This is a genomic window from Amycolatopsis sp. NPDC049252 (assembly GCF_043197175.1).
Lineage (GTDB): Bacteria > Actinomycetota > Actinomycetes > Mycobacteriales > Pseudonocardiaceae > Amycolatopsis.
In genome coordinates, this window is record NZ_JBICSQ010000041.1 from 38,655 (window position 1) to 58,084 (window position 19,430).

At 72.1% G+C, this 19,430-nt stretch carries 16 protein-coding genes; 10 read left to right on the plus strand and 6 right to left on the minus strand.

Annotated elements, in window-relative coordinates; all coding sequences use genetic code 11:
• Window positions 1–32: 32 nt before the first annotated feature.
• Together ACGFMK_RS31635 and ACGFMK_RS31640 are read left to right on the plus strand one after the other, a co-directional pair.
• Complete coding sequence (locus ACGFMK_RS31635; protein ID WP_392770923.1) at window positions 33–1,265, plus strand: thiolase family protein; 1,233 nt, start codon at window positions 33–35, stop codon at window positions 1,263–1,265.
• On the plus strand, window positions 1,265–3,376 hold the full coding sequence (locus ACGFMK_RS31640; protein WP_392770925.1) for a 3-hydroxyacyl-CoA dehydrogenase NAD-binding domain-containing protein: 2,112 nt from the start codon (window positions 1,265–1,267) through the stop codon (window positions 3,374–3,376). The genes ACGFMK_RS31635 and ACGFMK_RS31640 overlap by 1 nt, the downstream gene beginning before the upstream one ends.
• Here the strand turns inward: ACGFMK_RS31640 and ACGFMK_RS31645 are convergent.
• Entirely contained in the window at window positions 3,373–3,891 is a 519-nt protein-coding gene (locus ACGFMK_RS31645; protein ID WP_392770928.1) for a permease-like cell division protein FtsX, read from the minus strand. The two genes, ACGFMK_RS31640 and ACGFMK_RS31645, sit on opposite strands and share 4 nt — an antisense overlap.
• Before the next feature lie 312 nt (window positions 3,892–4,203).
• On the opposite strand from ACGFMK_RS31645, the gene ACGFMK_RS31650 reads away from it, so the two are divergent.
• Window positions 4,204–4,668 carry a DUF2690 domain-containing protein gene (locus ACGFMK_RS31650; protein ID WP_392770931.1) on the plus strand — a complete coding sequence of 155 codons (465 nt, stop codon included), beginning with the start codon at window positions 4,204–4,206 and terminating at the stop codon, window positions 4,666–4,668.
• Here the strand turns inward: ACGFMK_RS31650 and ACGFMK_RS31655 are convergent.
• The 4 genes from ACGFMK_RS31655 to ACGFMK_RS31670 all read right to left on the minus strand — a co-directional run bounded on the left by ACGFMK_RS31655 (window position 4,665) and on the right by ACGFMK_RS31670 (window position 8,374).
• Window positions 4,665–5,789 (minus strand): sensor histidine kinase, encoded by a 1,125-nt coding sequence (locus ACGFMK_RS31655; RefSeq protein ID WP_392770934.1) that lies wholly within the window; start codon window positions 5,787–5,789, stop codon window positions 4,665–4,667. The genes ACGFMK_RS31650 and ACGFMK_RS31655 overlap by 4 nt on opposite strands.
• Window positions 5,786–6,463, minus strand: coding sequence for a response regulator transcription factor (locus tag ACGFMK_RS31660; protein WP_285994219.1), 678 nt, complete (start codon window positions 6,461–6,463; stop codon window positions 5,786–5,788). The genes ACGFMK_RS31655 and ACGFMK_RS31660 overlap by 4 nt, the downstream gene beginning before the upstream one ends.
• A gap of 140 nt (window positions 6,464–6,603) precedes the next feature.
• Window positions 6,604–6,783: a hypothetical protein gene (locus ACGFMK_RS31665; protein WP_392770937.1), complete on the minus strand. Its 180-nt coding sequence runs from the start codon at window positions 6,781–6,783 to the stop codon at window positions 6,604–6,606.
• A gap of 85 nt (window positions 6,784–6,868) precedes the next feature.
• On the minus strand, window positions 6,869–8,374 hold the full coding sequence (locus ACGFMK_RS31670; RefSeq protein ID WP_392770940.1) for a PucR family transcriptional regulator ligand-binding domain-containing protein: 1,506 nt from the start codon (window positions 8,372–8,374) through the stop codon (window positions 6,869–6,871).
• Between the two features lie 109 nt (window positions 8,375–8,483).
• On the opposite strand from ACGFMK_RS31670, the gene ACGFMK_RS31675 reads away from it, so the two are divergent.
• The 5 genes from ACGFMK_RS31675 to ACGFMK_RS31695 are packed head-to-tail and all read left to right on the plus strand — an operon-like array spanning window position 8,484 to window position 15,318.
• The gene (locus tag ACGFMK_RS31675) at window positions 8,484–9,935 is read left to right on the plus strand and encodes a sodium:solute symporter (protein ID WP_392770943.1); all 1,452 of its coding nucleotides are present in this window, start codon (window positions 8,484–8,486) and stop codon (window positions 9,933–9,935) included.
• Window positions 9,928–10,872, plus strand: coding sequence for an agmatinase (gene speB / locus ACGFMK_RS31680; RefSeq protein ID WP_392770945.1), 945 nt, complete (start codon window positions 9,928–9,930; stop codon window positions 10,870–10,872). The genes ACGFMK_RS31675 and speB overlap by 8 nt, the downstream gene beginning before the upstream one ends.
• Window positions 10,869–12,524: a thiamine pyrophosphate-binding protein gene (locus ACGFMK_RS31685; protein ID WP_392770948.1), complete on the plus strand. Its 1,656-nt coding sequence runs from the start codon at window positions 10,869–10,871 to the stop codon at window positions 12,522–12,524. Before speB ends, ACGFMK_RS31685 begins: the two co-directional genes overlap by 4 nt.
• Complete coding sequence (locus tag ACGFMK_RS31690; protein ID WP_392770950.1) at window positions 12,521–13,873, plus strand: aminobutyraldehyde dehydrogenase; 1,353 nt, start codon at window positions 12,521–12,523, stop codon at window positions 13,871–13,873. Before ACGFMK_RS31685 ends, ACGFMK_RS31690 begins: the two co-directional genes overlap by 4 nt.
• Entirely contained in the window at window positions 13,870–15,318 is a 1,449-nt protein-coding gene (locus ACGFMK_RS31695) for a purine-cytosine permease family protein (RefSeq protein WP_392770953.1), read from the plus strand. The genes ACGFMK_RS31690 and ACGFMK_RS31695 overlap by 4 nt, the downstream gene beginning before the upstream one ends.
• 1 nt (window position 15,319) lies before the next feature.
• Here the strand turns inward: ACGFMK_RS31695 and dxs are convergent, their stop codons facing one another.
• Window positions 15,320–17,233 (minus strand): 1-deoxy-D-xylulose-5-phosphate synthase, encoded by a 1,914-nt coding sequence (dxs, locus tag ACGFMK_RS31700; protein WP_392770955.1) that lies wholly within the window; start codon window positions 17,231–17,233, stop codon window positions 15,320–15,322.
• 186 nt (window positions 17,234–17,419) lie between these two features.
• Between dxs and ACGFMK_RS31705 the strand changes: the two genes are divergently transcribed.
• Both ACGFMK_RS31705 and ACGFMK_RS31710 read left to right on the plus strand, forming a co-directional pair.
• A complete protein-coding gene (locus ACGFMK_RS31705; protein ID WP_392770959.1) occupies window positions 17,420–18,889 on the plus strand; it encodes an aldehyde dehydrogenase family protein in 1,470 nt (489 codons plus the stop codon).
• A gap of 88 nt (window positions 18,890–18,977) precedes the next feature.
• Window positions 18,978–19,403, plus strand: coding sequence for a hypothetical protein (locus ACGFMK_RS31710; RefSeq protein ID WP_392770961.1), 426 nt, complete (start codon window positions 18,978–18,980; stop codon window positions 19,401–19,403).
• Window positions 19,404–19,430 lie beyond the last annotated feature (27 nt).

Genomic DNA, 19,430 nt, shown 5'->3' on the forward strand with positions numbered 1-19,430 from the left:
GACGACAACCCTGTCGACTTGATGGAGTATTCGTGGCCGCACCAGCAACGCCGCTTGCGCCGAACGCGCGAGGGGTACGCAACGTCGCCTTCGTCGAGGGGGTACGCACCCCCTTCGGCAAGGCCGGCGACAAGGGCATCTACGCCGGGACCCGCGCCGACGACCTGGTCGTCAACGCCATCCGGGAGCTGCTGCGGCGGCACCCGGAGCTGCCGCCCGAGCGCGTCGACGAGGTGGCCATCGCCGCCACCACGCAGATCGGCGACCAGGGCCTGACCATCGGCCGCACCGCCGCGCTGCTCGCCGGGCTGCCCAAGTCCGTGCCGGGCTTCGCCATCGACCGCATGTGCGCCGGCGCCATGACCGCCGTCACGACCACCGCGTCCGGCATCGGCTTCGGCGCCTACGACATCGCGATCGCCGGTGGCGTCGAGCACATGGGCCGCCACCCGATGGGCGAGGGCGTCGACCCGAACCCGCGGATCATCGCCGACAAGCTGGTCGACCCGACCGCGCTCGTCATGGGCCAGACGGCCGAGAACCTGCACGACCGGTTCCCGGACATCACCAAGCTGCGCACCGACACGTTCGCCGCGCGCAGCCAGGAGAAGTACGCCGAAGCCGTCAAGACCGGCAAGATCGGCCCCGAGCTGGTCCCCGTCGCCACCCGTTCGAAGGAACTGGGCTGGGGCCTGGCCACCGAGGACGAGCCGCCGCGGCCCGGCACCACGCTGGAGACCCTCGCCGGGCTGAAGACGCCGTTCCGCCCGCACGGCCGGATCACCGCGGGCAACGCGGCCGGCCTCAACGACGGCGCGACCGCCTCGATCCTGGCCGACGAGGACACCGCCCGCGAGCTGGGCCTGCCGGTCGCGATGCGGCTGGTCGGCTACTCCTTCGCCGGTGTCGAGCCGGAGGTCATGGGCATCGGGCCGGTGCCGGCCACCGAGAAGCTGTTCAAGCGCACGGGTCTGAGCATCGACGACATCGGCCTGTTCGAGATCAACGAGGCCTTCGCCGTGCAGGTGCTGGCCTTCCTCGACCACTTCGGCATCGCCGACGACGACCCGCGCGTGAACCAGTGGGGCGGCGCGATCGCCTGCGGCCACCCGCTGGCCTCCTCCGGCGTCCGCCTGATGACGCAGCTCGCGCGCCAGTTCGCCGAGCGGCCCGACGTGCGGTACGGCATCACCACCATGTGCATCGGCATCGGCATGGGCGGCACCGTGATCTGGGAGAACCCGGCCTTCGAGGGGGCGAAGTAATGACTTTCACCGCTGAAGAAGCGAAGGCCGCCTTCCCCGACGAGGTCGTCACCAACGCCGTGACACGGCTGGTGAAGGTGCCCGGGCTCGAGAAGCCCGTCGCGCTGATCACGCTCGACAACGGCCACGACCACACCCGGCCGAACACCTTCGGCCCGCAGGGTCTGGTGTCGCTGAACGCCGCGCTGGACAAGGCGTTCGAAGCCGAGCCGGCCGCGATCGCCGTCACCGGCAAGCCGTTCATCTTCGCCGTCGGCGCGGACCTCTCCGGCGTCGAGTCCGTGAGCGACCCGAAGCTGGCGCGCGAAATCGCCCAGACCGGGCACGACGTGTTCCGCCGCCTCACCGAGACGAAGATCCCGACGTTCGGGTTCATCAACGGCGCGGTCATGGGCGGCGGCCTCGAACTGGCGCTGTCCTGCCACTACCGGACGCTCTCGGAGAACACCGCCGCGATCGCGTTCCCCGAGGTCTTCCTCGGGCTGTTCCCGGGCTGGGGCGGCACGCAGCTGCTGCCGAACCTCATCGGGCCGGACGCCGCCGTCACGGTGATCATCGAGAACGCCCTGGCGCAGAACAAGATGCTCACCGTCAAGAAGACGGCCGAGCTGGGCATCGTCGACGCCGTCTTCGGCTCGGCGGACTACCTCGAGCAGTCGCTGCTGTGGCTGGCGAAGGTCGTCAACGGCGAGATCACCCCGGCCCGCCGCGAGATCGATCGCGGCGCCGAATGGGACAACGCCATCGCCCGCGCGAAGTCCCTTGTGGACGGCCGGACGCACGGCGCCTCCCCGGGCGCGACCAAGGCCGTCGAGCTGCTGGAGCTGGCCCGCGAGAACGACTTGGACCGCGGCTACGCGGCCGAGACCGACGGCCTGGCCGAGCTGCTCATGTCCGACGTCCTGCGCGCCGGGCTGTACTCGTTCAACCTGGTCAACAAGCGCGCCAAGCGCCCGGCCGGCGCGCCGGACAAGAACCTGGCCCGCAAGGTGAACAAGGTCGGCATCGTCGGCGCCGGCCTGATGGCCAGCCAGCTCGCGCTGCTGTTCGTGCGCCGCCTCAAGGTGCCGGTCGTGCTGACCGACGTCGACCAGGCGCGCGTCGACAAGGGCGTCGGGTACGTCCACGACGAGATCGACAAGCTGCTGGCCAAGAAGCGCGTCTCCCCGGACGGCGCCAACCGGCTCAAGGCGCTCGTCTCCGGCTCGCTCGACAAGGCCGCGTTCTCCGACGCCGACTTCGTCATCGAGGCGGTGTTCGAGGAGCTGGGCGTCAAGCAGCAGGTGTTCGCCGAGCTGGAGCAGCACGTCTCTCCCGAGGCGATCCTGGCGACCAACACCTCGTCGCTGTCGATCACGGCGATGGCGTCGAAGCTGCAGCACCCCGAGCGGGTGGTCGGCTTCCACTTCTTCAACCCGGTGGCCGTGCTGCCGCTGCTGGAGATCGTCCGCGGCGAGCAGACCGACGACGCGTCGCTCGCGACGGCGTTCTCGGTCGGCAAGCAGCTCAAGAAGTCCAGCGTGCTGGTGAAGGACGCCAGCGCGTTCGTCGTCAACCGGCTCCTGCTGCGCTTCCTCGGCGAGGTGCTGGTGGCGGTCGACGAGGGCACGCCGTTCGAGGTCGCCGACGGCGCGCTCGAGCCGCTCGGCCTGCCGATGTCGCCGCTGACGCTGATGCAGCTCGTCGGCCCGGCCATCGCGCTGCACGTCGGCGAGACGCTGCACGAGGCGTTCCCGGACCGCTTCACCGTGTCCGACAACCTCGCCAAGTTCGTCAAGGCGGGCAAGAAGGGCGTCTGGGTCTGGGACGACAAGGGCAACCAGTCGCCCGATCCCGAGGTCGTCGAGCTGTGGACCCAGGGCGACCAGCCGTCCACCTCGGAGCAGGTGCGTGAGCGCGCGCTCGCGGCCATCGCCGAGGAGATCCGGATCATGCTCGACGAGGGTGTGGTCGCCGAGGCGCAGGACATCGACCTGTGCCTGATCCTCGGCGCCGGCTGGCCGTTCTGGAACGGCGGCATCACGCCGTACCTGGACCGCTCCGGGGTGTCCGAGCGCGTGAACGGCAAGCCGTTCCTCGCTCCGGGTGTCGCGTCGGTCCCGGCTTCCTAGTACTCGCCCTCACGAGGGCACTTCGGCGGCGGCGCAGTGAGTTTCAGCTGCGCCGCCGTCGCGTTCACGTCGTTGACCTGCACCTGGTTGGCGTTCGTGAAGCGGGCGTGCAGCTCCCGCGCCCAGGCGTCCAGGTCCGTGCCGGGCACCGCGAGCAGCGAGACCGACGCGGGCAGCGCGTCCGGCTGCGTCGACTGCAGCAACTCGGCCTGGTCCTTGAAGACCTCCTTGAACCGGACGTACGCCTCCGCCTTGGTCTCGACGAACACCCGCCGCGCCTTCGGGTCGTCGTGGAAGGTCTCCGCCGCCGCCCGCATCTCCTCGTCGCTCCGGAAGTACACCGCGACGGACGCGCACAGGTTGTGGCCGGCCCGCGGCACCGGGTTCGTGTCCACCGGCAGGTCGGGCGGCCGCAGCAGCGCCGCGACGAAGAACGCGAGCCCGACCCCGGCGGCCAGCGCCGCGACGACGACCGGGACCACGATCCGGACCAGCGACCTCGGTTTCTCCACCACAGCGGAGATCACAGCACACCGCGGCCGTCGTTGGCCGCCGGGACACCGTCCGTTCACCGGCCCGGCTCAGCGTCGGGCACCCGGGTGGTCGAGTCTCGTCGGCCGGTCGAACCCGTTCGACGACCGGTGGCCGTACCCGAACCCGATCTTCGTGGACGTGCACTGAGCGGCGCTCACTCGATCAGGTAGTACCCGAATCGCCTCTTTCGGAAATCGGCCCGATTGTGCGCAGAATATCCCGGGGACGCAAAAAAAACGGAGCACGGGAAACCGCCGTGCTCCGCGATCGCGAATCAGAGGGGGTTCATTTCCATGCGCAAGGCCACCATCGCACTGCTTTCGTCCATCACGCTCCTGCCCGCCGTCGTGGCACCGGCGGCGGCCTCGGCCGCTCCGGTGTCCGTCGCCGTGACGTGCAGCGGAACGGGTTGTGACAACCGGGATCCGGCGGCGACGGGCTGCGACGACAGCGCCGTCACCGCCGACACGCAGACCTCGCCCAAGGGCACGTTCCTGCTGCGCTACTCCACCGTGTGCCGGACCAACTGGGTGCACGTCAGCTCGTACGCCGGCGGCAGCACCCGAAACGACGGAAAACTGGAACTGCACCTGGAAGACCACGACCGGCGGGTGAGCAACAGTTTCTTCGCCGCGTCTTCGGCGGGCACCCACTGGGGCAACATGCTCTACTCGCCGGGCGGCAACTGCGCGGTCGGCGCCGCCGACTGGAACGGCGGAACCGGCTGGGAGGTCGTGCTCTCCTCGAGCGGCTGCTAACCGACGGGCAGGTGCACCGTCACCGCGAGGCCGCCGCCCACGATCGGCTCCGCCGCCACGCTTCCGCCGTGGGCCGCGACCGCCGCGCGGACGATCGACAGCCCCAGGCCCGCGCCGAAGCGGGCCGTGCGGGCCACGCCCGCGCGGCGGAACGGCTCGAACAGCTCCGGCACCGCCGCCGGGTCGACGAGCCCGCCCGAGGAACGCACCCGCAGCACCGACCACTGCGGGCCCGGCTGGGTGAGCACCTCCAGCCAGCCGTTCTCGACGTTGTGGCGGACCGCGTTCTCCAGCAGGTTGCCCGCGATCCGTTCCAGCAGCGCGGGATCACCGAACGTCGGGGCCGGCGCCACCGTGAACGACGCCCGGATGCCGCGCTGCTCGGCCTCGACGCGAGCCGAGCGCCAGGCGCGGTCGACGACCACCGCGAGGTCCACCGGCTCGCGCACGCCGAGGCCCGCGCCGTCCGTGCGGGCCAGCAGCAGCAACGAGTTCACGAGCTGGCCGGCGCGTTCGGTGGCGTCGCGGACCACGCCGCCCATCCGGCGCAGCTCGGCCACGTCGGCGTCCTCGTCCGCGAGCGTGACGTCCAGTTCCGTGCGGATCACCGACAACGGCGTCCGCAGCTCGTGGCTGGCGTTCGCGACGAAGTGGCGTTGCGCGTCGAACGCGGCCTGCAGCCGGTCGAGCATGTCGTCGAACGTGCCGGCCAGCTCGGCCAGCTCGTCACGCGAGCGGACCTCGCCGATCCGCGCCCCCAGCGACTCGACCGACAGCCGCCGCGCCGTGCCGGTGATCTCGCGCAGCGGCAGCAGCACCCGCGAGGTGAACGTCCAGGCGAGGATCGCCGCGGCCGCCACCACCAGCAGGAACGCCAGCGAGCCGAACAGCAGCATCCGGTTGCGGGCGTGCACGCGCAGGTGCTCCGCGAGCGTTGACGCGTCGACCTGGACGCCGTCGACGACCACGGTGCTGCCCGGCGGCATCTGCGGGACGGCGTCGAGCGAGTCCCGCACCAGCGTCCAGGCCAGCCAGAGCAGCAGCAGGCTGACCGCGGCGACCAGCACGGTCGCCAGCAGGGTGATCCGGGCGCGGAGGCTGCGGGTGCCCGGCAGGTTCACGCGCGCGGCGTGCCGGGCTCCGGCACCCGGTACCCGGACCCGACGACGGTCTCGATGATCCCGGGCTCGCCGAGCTTCTTGCGCAGTGTCATGACGGTGACCCGGACGGTCGTGGTGAACGGGTCGGCGTTCTCGTCCCACACCCGCTCGAGCAGCTCCTCGCTGCTGACCACCGAACCGGCGGCCGACAGCAGCACCTCGAGGACGCCGAACTCCTTGCGGGTCAGCTCGACCGGCCCGCTGGCGCGGCGCACGGTGCGCTTCGCCGGGTCCAGCTCGACGTCGCCCGCGGTCAGCAGCGGCGGCGCGGCCGGGGTGGCCCGGCGGCCCAGCGCCCGCACCCGGGCGACCAGCTCGGGGAAGGCGAACGGCTTGGCCAGGTAGTCGTCGGCGCCGAGTGACAGCCCGTCCACGCGGTCGGACACCGAGCTGCTCGCGGTCAGCATCAGGACGCGGGTCAGCTCGCCAGACGCGACGATCTCGCGGCACAGCTCGTCCCCGGACATCCCGGGCAGGTCCCGGTCCAGCAACACGACGTCGTACCGCGTGACGGCGGCCTTCTCGTGCCCGTCGTCACCCGTGAGCGCGACGTCCACCGCCATGCCCTCGCGGCGCAGGCCACGGGCGATCGCGTCGGCCAGGGGTTCTTCGTCCTCGACTACCAAAACTCGCACCGCACCACAATCCCATATTTTCCTGAGAGTGCCCTTTAAGGACTATGTGCGTCGGATGTGGCCCCGGCGAGCGATCGGCTCGGCTGGGAGGAAGTCGCCCGGCAGGGTTCGGCGCCGATCGTCGCGGTCGACGCCGGCGGTCAGCGTGTCGTGCGTTGCCGCGCCCAGCTCAGGAAGTCCGCCTTGGAGTTGAAGGTCCGGTCACGGTCGATCGTCGTGCCGTTGCTGTCGTCGATGGTGGCGCCGGTCATTTTCCCGCCGGTCACCTGACCGGTGGCCTTGATGTGGGTCCTGGGCTCGATCCAGAGTTCGAGGCTCATTCCATTCCCTTCCGGACGTGCTGAACGGTCATCACGCAGGCCGAGTCGCCGCCGGACCGGCACGTGTTACGGCGGCGTCGACCGGCTAAGGCACGTCGGATGTGGCCCACCGGAGGGCGAACCACAGCCGCATCCGGGTTTCCGGGTCCGCCAGATCCACGTCCAGCGCCCGCTCCACCTGCGCGATCCGGTGCCGGACGCTGTTGCGGTGCACGCCCAGCGCCGTCGCGGTCGCCTCCCAGCCGCCGTGGTGGGCCAGCCACGTGCGCAGCGTCGGCACCAGTTCGCGCTCGCCCGCCCGGTCCAGGGCGAGCAGCGGCGCCAGGGCCTGGGCCGCGAACTCCCGGGACGCACCCGGCGCCACCAGGGCGTCGAAGTCGAGCGGGCCGCGGCCGGCCACCACCGGGCGGCCGAGCACCGCGGCGCGTTCCAGCAGCAGGTCCACCTCCGCGACGGCGCCGGCCAGCCGCTCGGCCGGGACCGGTGAGCCGGCCGCGGCGAGCCAGCCGTGCTCGCGCAGGGCCTCCAGGTCTCCCGGATCGGGGCCCGTGATCGCCACGAACCGCGGCCCGGGCCGGACCTCCACCAGCGGCGTGTCCAGCCGCGCGCGCAGCCAGTCCGGCCGCAGCGCCACCTCGCCGGGGCCGCGGCGGTACGGCGTCCCGGCGACGAGCCGGCAGACGTCGGTGCCGAGCACCACCCGCGCCACCCCCTCGGCCGACGCCTGGCCGAGCAGCAGCCCGGTGGCCGCCGCGCCGAGCTCGGCGGCGTCCGAACCGGCCCGCCCGACCAGGCCGAGCAGGGCCGCGCCGACGGCGAGGATCGCGCGGTCGGCGCCGTCGAACCGGGCGGCTCGGCCGGTGACCACCAGGTGCGACGCCGTCGCCTGCGGGTACACCGGCTGCACCACCACGACCTCGCCGCCGGGCAGCTCGGTCGTCGCGCTGCGGATCCCGCTGCCCGCCCGCACGGTCGCGACCAGCTCCCGCACCTCGGGCGGCAAGGGCGTGGGCGCGTCGTGCGCCGAAGCCAGCACGTCCCCGGCGCCGACCAGCGCGACCCACGACCGCAGCCGCGCCGCAAGCGCTTCCGTCAGCTCGCCGAGCCCGCCGCCCGCGGCGCGCGTCAGCGCCTCCCGGGCCGCGGTGATCCGCCGTTGCTCCCGCTGGCCTGCCTCGGTCAGCGCGACCGAGACCGCCCGGTTGATCGCCAGGAACGGCGTCCGCGGCGGCACCACCAGCAGCGGCAGCCCGTGCCGCGCGCAGGCCCGGCGCAGCGGCTCGGGCAGCGTCTCCGACACCGTCGGGGTGAGCCCGAAGCCGAGCGCCGTCACCCCGGCCTCGCGCAGGCCGCGCGCGTACCGGTCGACGTCCTCGGGCAGGTTCACCCCGGCGGTGAGGATCAGCTCCTGCCCGATCAGGTACGGCGCGGGGTCCCGCAGCTCGCTGACGTGGGCCCAGCGGACCGGGGCGTCGAGCGCGCCCGGCCGGAGCGTCTCGCGGACGACGTCGAGCGCGAGCTCCCGGTTGCCGACGACCGCCTGTAACGGGACAGTCACCTCGGTGGACGCCGGATCCAGGTTCTGGGTCATTTCATCTCCGCGAGCGTTGACAATGAGATGAATCATCCCATCCTCACCGGCCCGTGCCCGAACCTACGGTGGCCCGAACACCACCAGCAAACAGCCAGAGGAGGCAGCCGTGACCGGGGACTACGCGGTGATCGCGCTGTACATAGCCGGGATGCTCGGGGTCGGCTGGTACGGCCTCCGCCTCGCGAAGACGAAGTCGGACTACCTGGTCGCCGGGCGGCGGCTGGGCTGGTTCATGTACTCCGGCACGATGTCGGCCGTCGTGCTCGGCGGCGCGTCGACGGTCGGCGGCGTCAAGCTCGGCTACACCTACGGCATCTCCGGCGCCTGGCTGGTGCTCACCATCGGCGTCGGCATCCTGGTGCTGCACGCGGTGTTCGCGCGCCGGCTGGTGAAGCTCAAGGTCTACACCGTCGGCGAGATGCTCGACCTGCGCTACGGCGGCCGCACCAGCGCGGTGTCCGGCGTCGTGATGTGGGGCTACACCCTGATGCTCACGGTGACCTCGACGCTGGCCTTCGCCACCATCTTCAAGGTGCTGTTCGACCTGCCGAACTGGGCGGGCATCGCCGTCGGCGGCGCGATCGTGGTGCTCTACTCGGTGCTCGGCGGCATGTGGTCGATCACGCTCACCGACATCGCCCAGTTCGTCATCAAGACCATCGGCATCCTGGCGATCCTGCTGCCCGTCGCGATCAGCTCCGCCGGCGGCTTCGGCGGGATGAGCGAAAAGCTCGACGCGAGCTTCTTCAGCTTCACCTCGATCGGCACGGACACGATCGTCACGTACTTCGTGATCTACACCTTCGGCCTGCTGATCGGCCAGGACATCTGGCAGCGCGTGTTCACCGCCCGCACCCCCGCGATCGCGACGTCCGGCGGCATCACCTCCGGCGTCTACTGCCTGGTCTACGGCGTCGCCGGCGCCCTGATCGGGATGGCCGCCCACGCGCTCTACCCGGACCTCGGCAGCGCGCAGGACGCCTTCGCGACGATCGTCGAGCGCCTGCTGCCCACCGGCGTCCGCGGGCTGGTGCTGGCCGCCGCGCTCTCGGCGATGATGTCGACCGCCAGCGGCGCGCTGATCGCGTGTTCGACCACGACGACGTCGGACCTGCTGTCCAAGCTGGGCCTGAAGAACAGCGAGACCGGCGAGGTCCGCCGCAACCGGATCACCACGCTCGTGCTCGGCCTGGTCGCGATCGGCATCGCGATGATCGTCGACGACGTCGTCAACGCGCTCACCATCGCCTACGACATCCTGGTCGGCGGCCTGCTGGTGGCCATCGTCGGCGCGCTGTTCTGGAAGCGCGGCACCCGCCAGGGCGCGTACGCCTCGATGATCGCCGGCACCGTGTTCGTGGTGACGTTCATGATCGTCGACGGCGTCGAGGCCAACACCCCGATCTACTGGGGCCTGGGCGCGAGCCTGCTGGTCTACCTGGCCGTCAGCTTCGCCACGCCCCGCACGTCCGATTCGATCCTTTCCGTGTGGACCACCCGCCTCAACGGCGAAGACACCCCCGCCCCGACCCGTGAACAGGAGCCCACCAGTGCCTAACGTCGGTCCGCTTGATTCGTCGCGGATCCCCCGCTACGCCGGCTTCGCGACCTTCGCGCGGCTGCCGCGGATCGACCAGGTCGCCCACGCCGACGTCGCTGTCGTCGGGGTGCCCTTCGACTCCGGGGTGTCGTACCGGCCCGGCGCGCGGTTCGGCCCGGCGGCCGTCCGCGAGGCGAGCCGGCTGCTGCGGCCCTACCACCCGGAGCTGGACGTCTCGCCGTTCGCCGAGAGGCAGGTGGTGGACGCGGGTGACATCGCCGTCAACCCGTTCAACATCGGCGAGGCGATCGAGACGCTGCAGCAGGAAGCCGAAGCGCTGACGGCGAACGGGACGCGGCTGGTGACCGTCGGCGGCGACCACACGATCGCCCTGCCGCTGCTGCGGGCGGCGGCGAAACGCCACGGACCGGTGGCGCTGCTGCACTTCGACGCGCACCTCGACACCTGGGACACCTACTTCGGCGAGCCGTACACCCACGGCACCCCGTTCCGGCGGGCGTCGGAGGAGGGCATCCTCGACACGAGCGCCCTTTCGCACGTCGGGACGCGCGGGCCGCTGTACGGCAAGCGGGATCTCGAAGAGGACCGCAGGCTCGGCTTCGGCATCGTCACCTCCGGCGACGTCATGCGCCGGGGTGTCACCGAGACCGTTGACGCGCTGCGGCAGCGGATCGGCGACCGGCCGCTGTACGTCTCCGTCGACATCGACGTCCTCGACCCGGCCCACGCGCCGGGCACCGGGACCCCCGAGGCGGGCGGGATGACCAGCCGCGAGCTGCTGGAGATCCTGCGCGGCCTGCGCGACCTCAACCTGGTCGGGGCCGACGTCGTCGAGCTGGCCCCCGCCTACGACCACGCCGAGATCACCGCCATCGCGGCCTCCCACGTCGCCTACGACCTGGTGAGCCTGCTGACCTTGGGGAAGAGCGCATGACGGACACCGAACGCATCGGCGGCGACGTCGTCGTCGAAACCCTGCGCGCCCTGGGCGCCGACACCGTCTTCGGCCTGCCCGGCCAGCACGCCCTGGGCCTGTTCGAGGCCCTGCGGCGGGCCGACGACCTGCGCGTGATCAGCGGCCGCGTCGAGAACAACCTCGCCTTCGCCGCCGACGGGCACGCCCGCGCGCGGCTCGTGGCGAACCCGGACGGCCCGGTCCCGGTCACGCCGCTCGTGGTCTCCACCGGCCCGGGTGCCCTGCTTACTTTGGCGTCCCTGCAGGAATCCCGCGCCGCGTCGGTGCCGGTGCTGGGGATCTCCAGCCAGATCCCGGTGGCCGGGCTCGGCGGTGGCCGCCACGGCTACCTGCACGAGCTGCCGGACCAGCAGGCGAGCTTCCGCGACGTCGTGAAGTCGGTGCACGTCGTGCGCCGCGCGAGCCAGCTCCCGACCGCGCTGCGCGAGGCCTGGACGTCGGCGTCGACCGCGCCCTACGGCCCGGTCTGGGTCGAGATCCCCCAGGACGTGCTGCTCGGACCCGCCGGAGTCCCGCCGATCACGTCGGTCTCGGCCGCTCCCCCGCCGCTGGCGCCGCTGCCGGAGCTGGTCACCGCGGCGGCGGATCTGCTGGCCACAGCCACGAATCCGGTCATCCTGGCCGGGGGCGGCGCGCTGCGGTCCGGCGCCCACGCGGAGCTGACGGCGCTCGCCGAAGCCCTGCGCGCGCCCGTGCTGTCCACCTTCGGCGGCAAGGGTGTCTTCGGCTGGGACCACGAGCTGTCCGGGCAGTCGTGGCTGGAGGACTGGCACAGCACGGAGTTCCTCGCCGGCGCCGACGTCCTGCTGGTGCTGGGCTCGGGGCTCGGCGAACTGTCCAGCAACTACCGCGAGTTCGCCCCGCGCGGCCGGGTCGTCCAGGTCGAGGCCGACCTGGGCAAGCTGGAGTCGAACTACCCGGGCCTGGGCATCCACGCCGACGTCCGGCTCACGCTGCAGGCCCTGCTGGAGTGGGTGCCGATGCGGCGCTCGGACGGCCGGGCGGAAGCGGCGGTCTCCGGGCTCCTGGAGCGGGTCAAGTCGCGTTTGGACGGTCAGGACCTGGCTGTCGAGCGCAAGCTCGTCGACGACGTCCGCGCGGCCGTCCCCGCGGGAACACAGACGTTCTGGGACATGACGATCGCCGCGTACTGGGCCTGGTCGGCGTGGAACCCCGAGGGTGCGCCGATCCACACCGCGCAGGGCGCGGGCGGTCTCGGCTACGGCCTGCCCGGCGCGCTCGGCGGGGCGGCCGCGACCGGCGGGCCGACGCTGGCCGTGTCCGGTGACGGCGGCGCGATGTACGGCATCGCCGAGCTGGCCACCGCGGTGCAGCACGGCCTGGACGTCACGTGGCTGATCGTCGACGACGGCGGGTACGGCATCCTCCGCGAGTACCTGACCGGCGCGTTCGGCCAGTCGACGGCCACCGAGCTGGCCCGGCCGGACTTCGTGGCTCTGGCCCAGTCGTTCGGTATTTCCGCTTCCCTGTCCACTTTGGACACCGTTGGCGCCGATCTCGCCAAGGCGCTGCGCACGCCCGGGCCGTCCGTCGTGGTCCTGCCCGCCCTGCTGAAGATGTTCGAGCCCACCCACCTGGAGAAGTCATGACCCTCGACCTGACCGACCCGGCGACCGGCGAGGTGTTCGGCACCAGCCCGATCGCCGGACAGTCCGATGTGGACAACGCGCTCGCGTCGGCCGCGCGGGCGTTCCAGGTGTGGCGGCGCAGCACCCCGGCGCAGCGGCAGCTCGCCCTGCTGAAGATCGCCGACGCCCTGGAGGCGCACGCGGCGGAGTTCGCCGACCTGGAGGTACGCGAAACCGGCAAGATCCGGTCCGTCGTGCTGGACGAGGAGATCCCGGAGTGCGTCAGCGCGCTGCGGTTCTTCGCGGGCGCCGCGCGGCAGCTGGAGGGCACCGCGGCCGGGGAGTACACCGAAGGCCACACGTCGGTGATCCGCCGTGAGCCGGTCGGGGTCTGCGCGCAGATCGCGCCGTGGAACTACCCGCTGATGATGGCGGTCTGGAAGATCGCGCCGGCCCTGGCCGCGGGCAACGCCGTGGTTCTCAAGCCGGCCGAGACGACGCCGTCGACCGCGGTCCGGCTGGCCGACATCGCCGCAGAGTTCCTGCCCGAGGGCGCGTTCACGGTGCTGACCGGCGATCGCGACACCGGCCGCGCGCTGGTCAGGCACCCGATCACGGACCTCGTCTCGATCACCGGCTCGACGCGCGCGGGCATCGACGTCGCCACCGTGGCGGCCGCCGACCTCAAGCGCACCCACCTGGAGCTGGGCGGCAACGCGCCCCTGCTGGTCTTCCCGGACGTCGACCTCGCTTCGACGGCCGAGGGCATCGTGGGCGCCGCCTTCTACAACGCGGGCCAGGACTGCACCGCGGGCAGCCGGGTGCTGGTGCACGCCTCGATCCACGACGACTTCGTCGCGGAGCTGACCAAGGCCGCCGCCGCGCAGACTCCCGGCGTCGACTTCGGTCCGCTCAACAGCCGCGCGCAGTTCGACCGCGTCCAGGGCCTGGTCGAGCGGCTGCCGTCGCACGCCCGCGTCGAGACCGGCGGGGTCCGGCACGGCGACCGCGGGTTCTACTTCTCCCCCACCGTGATTTCCGGTCTGCGGCAGGACGACGAGATCGTCCAGGAGGAGATCTTCGGGCCGGTCGTCACCGTTCAGTCCTTTTCGGACGAAGACGAAGGCGTCGCGCTGGCCAACGGCGTGCCGTACGGGCTGGCGTCGTCGGTCTGGACGCGGGACCTCGCGATCGCCGCGCGCGTCTCGGCCGAGCTGGACTTCGGCTGCGTGTGGGTCAACACCCACGGCCCGCTGGTCGCCGAGATGCCGCACGGCGGGTTCGGCCACTCCGGGCACGGCAAGGACCTCTCCTCCTACGCCTTCGCCGAGTACACCCGCGTCAAGCACGTCATGACGCGGTTCGCGTGAGCGGCGGGATCACCGAGGTCGAACAGCACGGGATCGCGCCGATCCCGCCCGCCGAGCAGACGTCCCGCCCGCGTGACCTGTTCCGGATGGCCTTCGGCGGCGCGAACACGTTCGCCACGATCATCCTGGGCACCCTGCCGATCGCGTACGGGCTGAGCTTCCGGGCCGCGCTGGCCGCGACGGCGATCGGCGTGGTGCTCGGCGGGCTCGTGCTGGCCCCGATGGCGTTGTTCGGCCCGCGCACCCGCACGAACAACGCCGTGTCGTCCGGCGCGCACTTCGGTGTCGTCGGCCGGTGCGTCGGATCGTTCCTGTCGCTGCTGACCGCGATCACGTTCTTCGCGATCTCCGTCTGGGTCAGCGGCGACGCCGTCGCCGGGGCCGCGCAACGGCTCTTCGGCTTCGACGGCGGCGCCGCGCTGCGGGCGGTCGCGTACGGCGTGATCGCGATCGCGACGCTCGTCGTCTGCATCTACGGCTACCGGTTCATGCTGCTGGTCAACCGGGTCGCGGTGGTCCTCGGCACGGTGATCATGCTGCTGGGCGTCCTCGCCTACGGCGGCACGTTCGACCCGGGCTACGGCGGCACGGGCACGTACGCGCTCGGCACGTTCGGGCCGACGTTCGTCCTCGCGGTGGTCACGGCGCTGGCCAACCCGATCTCGTTCGGCGCGTTCCTCGGCGACTGGTCCCGCTACATCCCGGACCGGTACCGCAACCGTTCTCTGCTGGCGGCGCCGTTCCTGGCCCAGGTGGCGACGCTGCTGCCGTTCGGCTTCGGCATCGCGACCGCGACGCTGGTCGCCGACCCGGCCGACTACATCACCGGCCTGACGGCGATTTCCCCGCTCTGGTACGCGATCCCGCTCATCGTCGTGGCCCTGATCGGCGGCCTGTCGACGGGAACGACGTCGCTCTACGGCACCGGCCTGGACTTCAGCTCGATCTTCCCGCGGCTGTCGCGGGTGCGGGCGACGCTGCTGATCGGCACGCTGAGCGTGGTGTTCATCTTCGTCGGCAACTTCGCGCTCGACATGGTGTCCAGCATCAACGCGTTCGCCACGCTGATCGTGCTGTGCACGTCACCGTGGATGGTGATCATGATGATCGGCTTCGTCCAGCGGCGCGGGTTCTACGACGTGGCGGACCTGCAGGTGTTCAACGAAGGCCGTAAGGGTGGCCGCTACTGGTTCACCCGTGGGGTCAACTGGCGCGCGATGGCGGCCTGGATCCCGGCGACGGCTTTGGGCCTGCTGTGCGCGAACACCCCGATGATCGCCGGGCCCCTGCGCGACATCGCGGGCGGCGTCGACATCAGCCTGCTGGTGACGCTGGGCACGGCGGCGATCGCGTACCCGCTGCTGGTGAAGCTGTTCCCGGAACCGGCCGCGGTCTTCGGCCGGGCGACCGCGCCGGTGCGCGACGCGGTGCCCGCCGAAGCCTGATTCAGCTGCGGTCGGCGCTCTTCTCGGACCGTTCCGCGGGAGCGCCGATCCGGCCGGACGCCCACTCCGTCACCCGGCGGGCGACGTCCTGGGCGGTGAGGCCGATGCGGGTCAGCACCTCGTCGCGGCTGCCGTGGTCGTGGAACGTCTGCGGGACCGCCAGGTCGCGCAGCGGGACGTCGCACTCCGCGTCGCGGAAGACCGCCGCCAGGGCCGAGCCGAAGCCGCCGTGGCGGCCGCTGTCCTCGACCGTCACCACCAGCTTGTGCTGCTCGGCCAGCGCGACCAGCTCGGCCGGCACCGGCAGCACCCAGCGCGGATCGACCACCGTGACACCGATGCCCTGGTCGGCCAGCCGCGCCGCGGCCGCCAGCCCCAGGGACGCGAACGCGCCGACCGTGACCAGCAGGACGTCCGCGCCCTCCTTCGGGCGGCGCAGCACGTCGACCGTGCCGAGGCGCTCGACCGCGGTGACGTCCGTGCCGACCTTGCCCTTGGAGAAGCGCAGCGCGGTCGGGCCGTCGTTGACCGCGACGGCTTCGCGCAGCTCCTCGCGCAGCGTGGCCGGGTCGCGCGGCGCGGCGACGCGCATGCCCGGCACCATGCCCAGCAGCGACAGGTCCCACATGCCGTGGTGGCTCGGGCCGTCCGGCCCGGTGATCCCGGCGCGGTCCAGCACCAGCGTCACCGGCAGGCGGTGCAGCGCGACGTCCATCAGGACCTGGTCGAACGCGCGGTTGAGGAACGTCGAGTAGATCGCGACCACCGGGTGCAGCCCGCCCATGGCGAGCCCGGCGGCCGAGGTGACGGCGTGCTGCTCGGCGATGCCGACGTCGTACCAGCGGTCCGGGTACGCCTCGGCGAACTTGTCCAGGCCGGTCGAGCGCAGCATCGCCGCGGTGATCGCGACGACGTCGTCGCGCTCGGCGCCGATCTTGGCCAGCTCGTCGCCGAACACGCCGGTCCAGCTCGGGCCCTTCACCGGCGGCAGGCCGGTCTCCGGGTCGATCGGGTCGGTCTGGTGCATCTGGTCGTGCTCGTTGTTGACCGCGGGCGCGTAGCCGTGGCCCTTCTCGGTTACCACGTGCACGATCACCGCGCCGCCGAACGCGCGGGCGCTCTGGAACGCCTTCTCCAGGGCGGCGAAGTCGTGGCCGTCGACCGGGCCGAGGTACTTCAGGCCGAGGTCGGAGAACATCGCCTGCGGGCTCAGCGCGTCCTTCAGGCCGGCCTTCGCGGCGTGCAGGGCGGCGTAGATCGGGCGGCCCACGACGGGCGTGTGCTTGAGGATCTCGCGGCCGCCGTCGAGGAGCCGCTCGTAGCCGGGCTGCAGGCGCAGCGCGGCGAGGTGGTCGGCGAGCCCGCCGATGGTCGGCGAGTAGGACCGGCCGTTGTCGTTGATCACGATGACGACCGGGCGGTCGCGGTGCGCGGCGATGTTGTTGAGCGCCTCCCAGCACATGCCGCCGGTGAGCGCGCCGTCGCCGACGACGGCGACCGCGTGCCGCTCGTCGTCGCCCAGCGCGAACGCCTTCGCCAGGCCGTCCACATAGGACAGTGCGGAGGAGGCGTGGCTGCTCTCGACCCAGTCGTGCTCGCTCTCGGCGCGCGACGGGTAGCCGGTGACCCCGCCGGTCTGGCGCAGCTTGTCGAAGCCTTCCGCGCGGCCGGTGACGATCTTGTGGACGTAGGCCTGGTGCCCGACGTCCCAGACGATGGCGTCACGGGGCGAGTCGAACACGCGGTGCAGGGCCAGCGTCAGCTCGACGACGCCCAGGTTCGGCCCCAGGTGCCCGCCGGCGCGCCGGACCTTGTCGACGAGGAAGTCCCGGATCTCGGCCGCCAGCTCGCCGAGGTCCTCGACACTCATGCGCTTCAGGTCCGCCGGTCCGCTGACGGACTCCAGCATCGTCACTCGTCTCCACCTCACCTGATCGACAAACCCCGCGTTCCGGCCAGTCTACGGAGACCCGCCACCGCGCCACCGCCCGCCGCGTCCGGCGTCACAGGCGGAGCGCGATCACGGGTCATCACGCGGGGTGAACCGCGTCTCCCCGCGGTGCTGTGGCGGTCACGCCGCGTGGCCACGAGAATGGGGCGCATGGCGGACTTCTTCATCGGCGGCGAATGGGTGGACGCGATCGGCGGCGGCCGGCGGGAGATCCGCTGCCCGGCCGACGGTTCCCTGGTCGCGACGGTCGCCGAGGGCACCGCCAAGGACACCGAGGCCGCCATCGCCGCGGCGCGGCGGGCGTTCGACACCGGCCCGTGGCCCGGCACGCCCGCGCACCTGCGCGGTGACCTGCTGCTGCGCACCGCCGAGCTGCTGGACCGCGACGCCGAAGCGTTCGCCAGGGCCGAATCGCTCGACACCGGCAAGCGCCTGGTCGAGAGCCGCTACGACATGGCCGACATCGCCGCCTGCCTGCGGTACTTCGGCAAGCTCGCGGCCCAGGACGCGGGCCGCGTCGTCGACACCGGCAACCCGGACGCCTTCAGCCGGATCGTGCACGAGCCGGTCGGCGTCTGCGGGCTGATCACGCCGTGGAACTACCCGCTGTTGCAGACCGTGTGGAAGATCGCGCCGGCGCTGGCCGCGGGCAACACGTTCGTGCTCAAGCCCAGCGAGCTGACGCCGCACACGTCGATCCTGTTCCTGCGGCTGCTCACCGAGGCGGGCCTGCCCCCCGGCGTCGCGAACCTGGTGCTCGGCGCCGGCGCCGAGGTCGGCGCACCGCTGGCCGAGCACCCGGATGTCGACCTGGTGTCGTTCACCGGCGGGCTGGCGACCGGCAAGGTGATCGCCGCGGCGGCCGCGTCGACGGTCAAGAAAGTGGCCCTGGAGCTGGGCGGGAAGAACCCGAACGTGGTCTTCGCCGACGCCGATTTCGAGACGGCGGTCGACTACGCGCTGACCGCGGTGTTCCTGCACTCCGGCCAGGTCTGCTCGGCGGGCGCGCGGCTGATCGTGCAACGCGAGTGGCACGAGGAGTTCGTCGCCGAGCTGGTGCGGCGGGCCGAGCGGATCCGCCTGGGCGGCCCGTTCGACGAGCGCGCGGAGACCGGCCCGCTGATCTCGGCGGCACACCGGGCGAAGGTCGAGGCCTACGTGGCCGCCGCCCTGGCCGAGGGCGCGGTACTGCGCACGGGCGGCCGCCGCCCCGACGACCCGGCCCTCGCCGACGGCTTCTACTACCTCCCGACGATCCTGGACCAGGTGAAGCAGGGCTCGTCGGCGGTGGTCGACGAGTCGTTCGGCCCGGTCCTGACGGTCGAGACGTTCACCGACGAGGACGACGCCGTCCGCATCGCCAACGACACCCACTACGGCCTGGCCGGCGCGGTCTTCACGCAGGACGCCGGGCGGGCCCAGCGCGTGGCCGGGCGGCTGCGCCACGGCACGGTGTGGATCAACGACTTCCACCCGTACCTGCCGCAGGCCGAGTGGGGTGGCTACAAGCAGTCCGGGTTCGGCCGCGAGCTGGGCCCGACGGGGCTGGCGGAGTACACCGAGACCAAGCACATCTACCAGAACCTGCGCCCGGCGCCGCAGCACTGGTTCGCCGGCTGAGCCCGGGATCGCCCGATCGGGATCCACCGAACGGCCCAGCGGCGGAAAGGTGATCGGAAAGCCGTTTCCGGCGTTTTATGCTGCGTGCGTGAGGCAGCACGCATGGCGGGGGCCACGGGCGGCGGTGGTGGCGGCCACCGGGCTGGGAGTGATCGCCGGCCTGACGCTGCGCACGGCCGAGTACGCCGGAGTCCTGCCCCCGGGCACGCCCGACCCGGAGCTGGGCCTGAGCCTCCGCCTGGTCTGCGCGGCGGCGGTCCTGATCGCGGGCACGCTGGCGTACCTGACGTTCGCCCGCAAGCAGGACGAACCCCTGGCGCTGGCCTCCCTGCCGGGCCTGGTGGTGACGGGCGTGGTGCTGCGCCACCTGGTGGTCACCCTCCCGCGCGCATCCCACGTGGAGCCGGCGGCGCGCATCATCCCCGGCGCGGGCACCTGGGTGCTGCTGGTGTCCGGGATCGCGATGACGGCGGCGGGTTTGGCGGCGGCCTTCGCGGTACGCCGGGCAACCTGATCCGCGGATCGGCTTGCATCCGGAGAC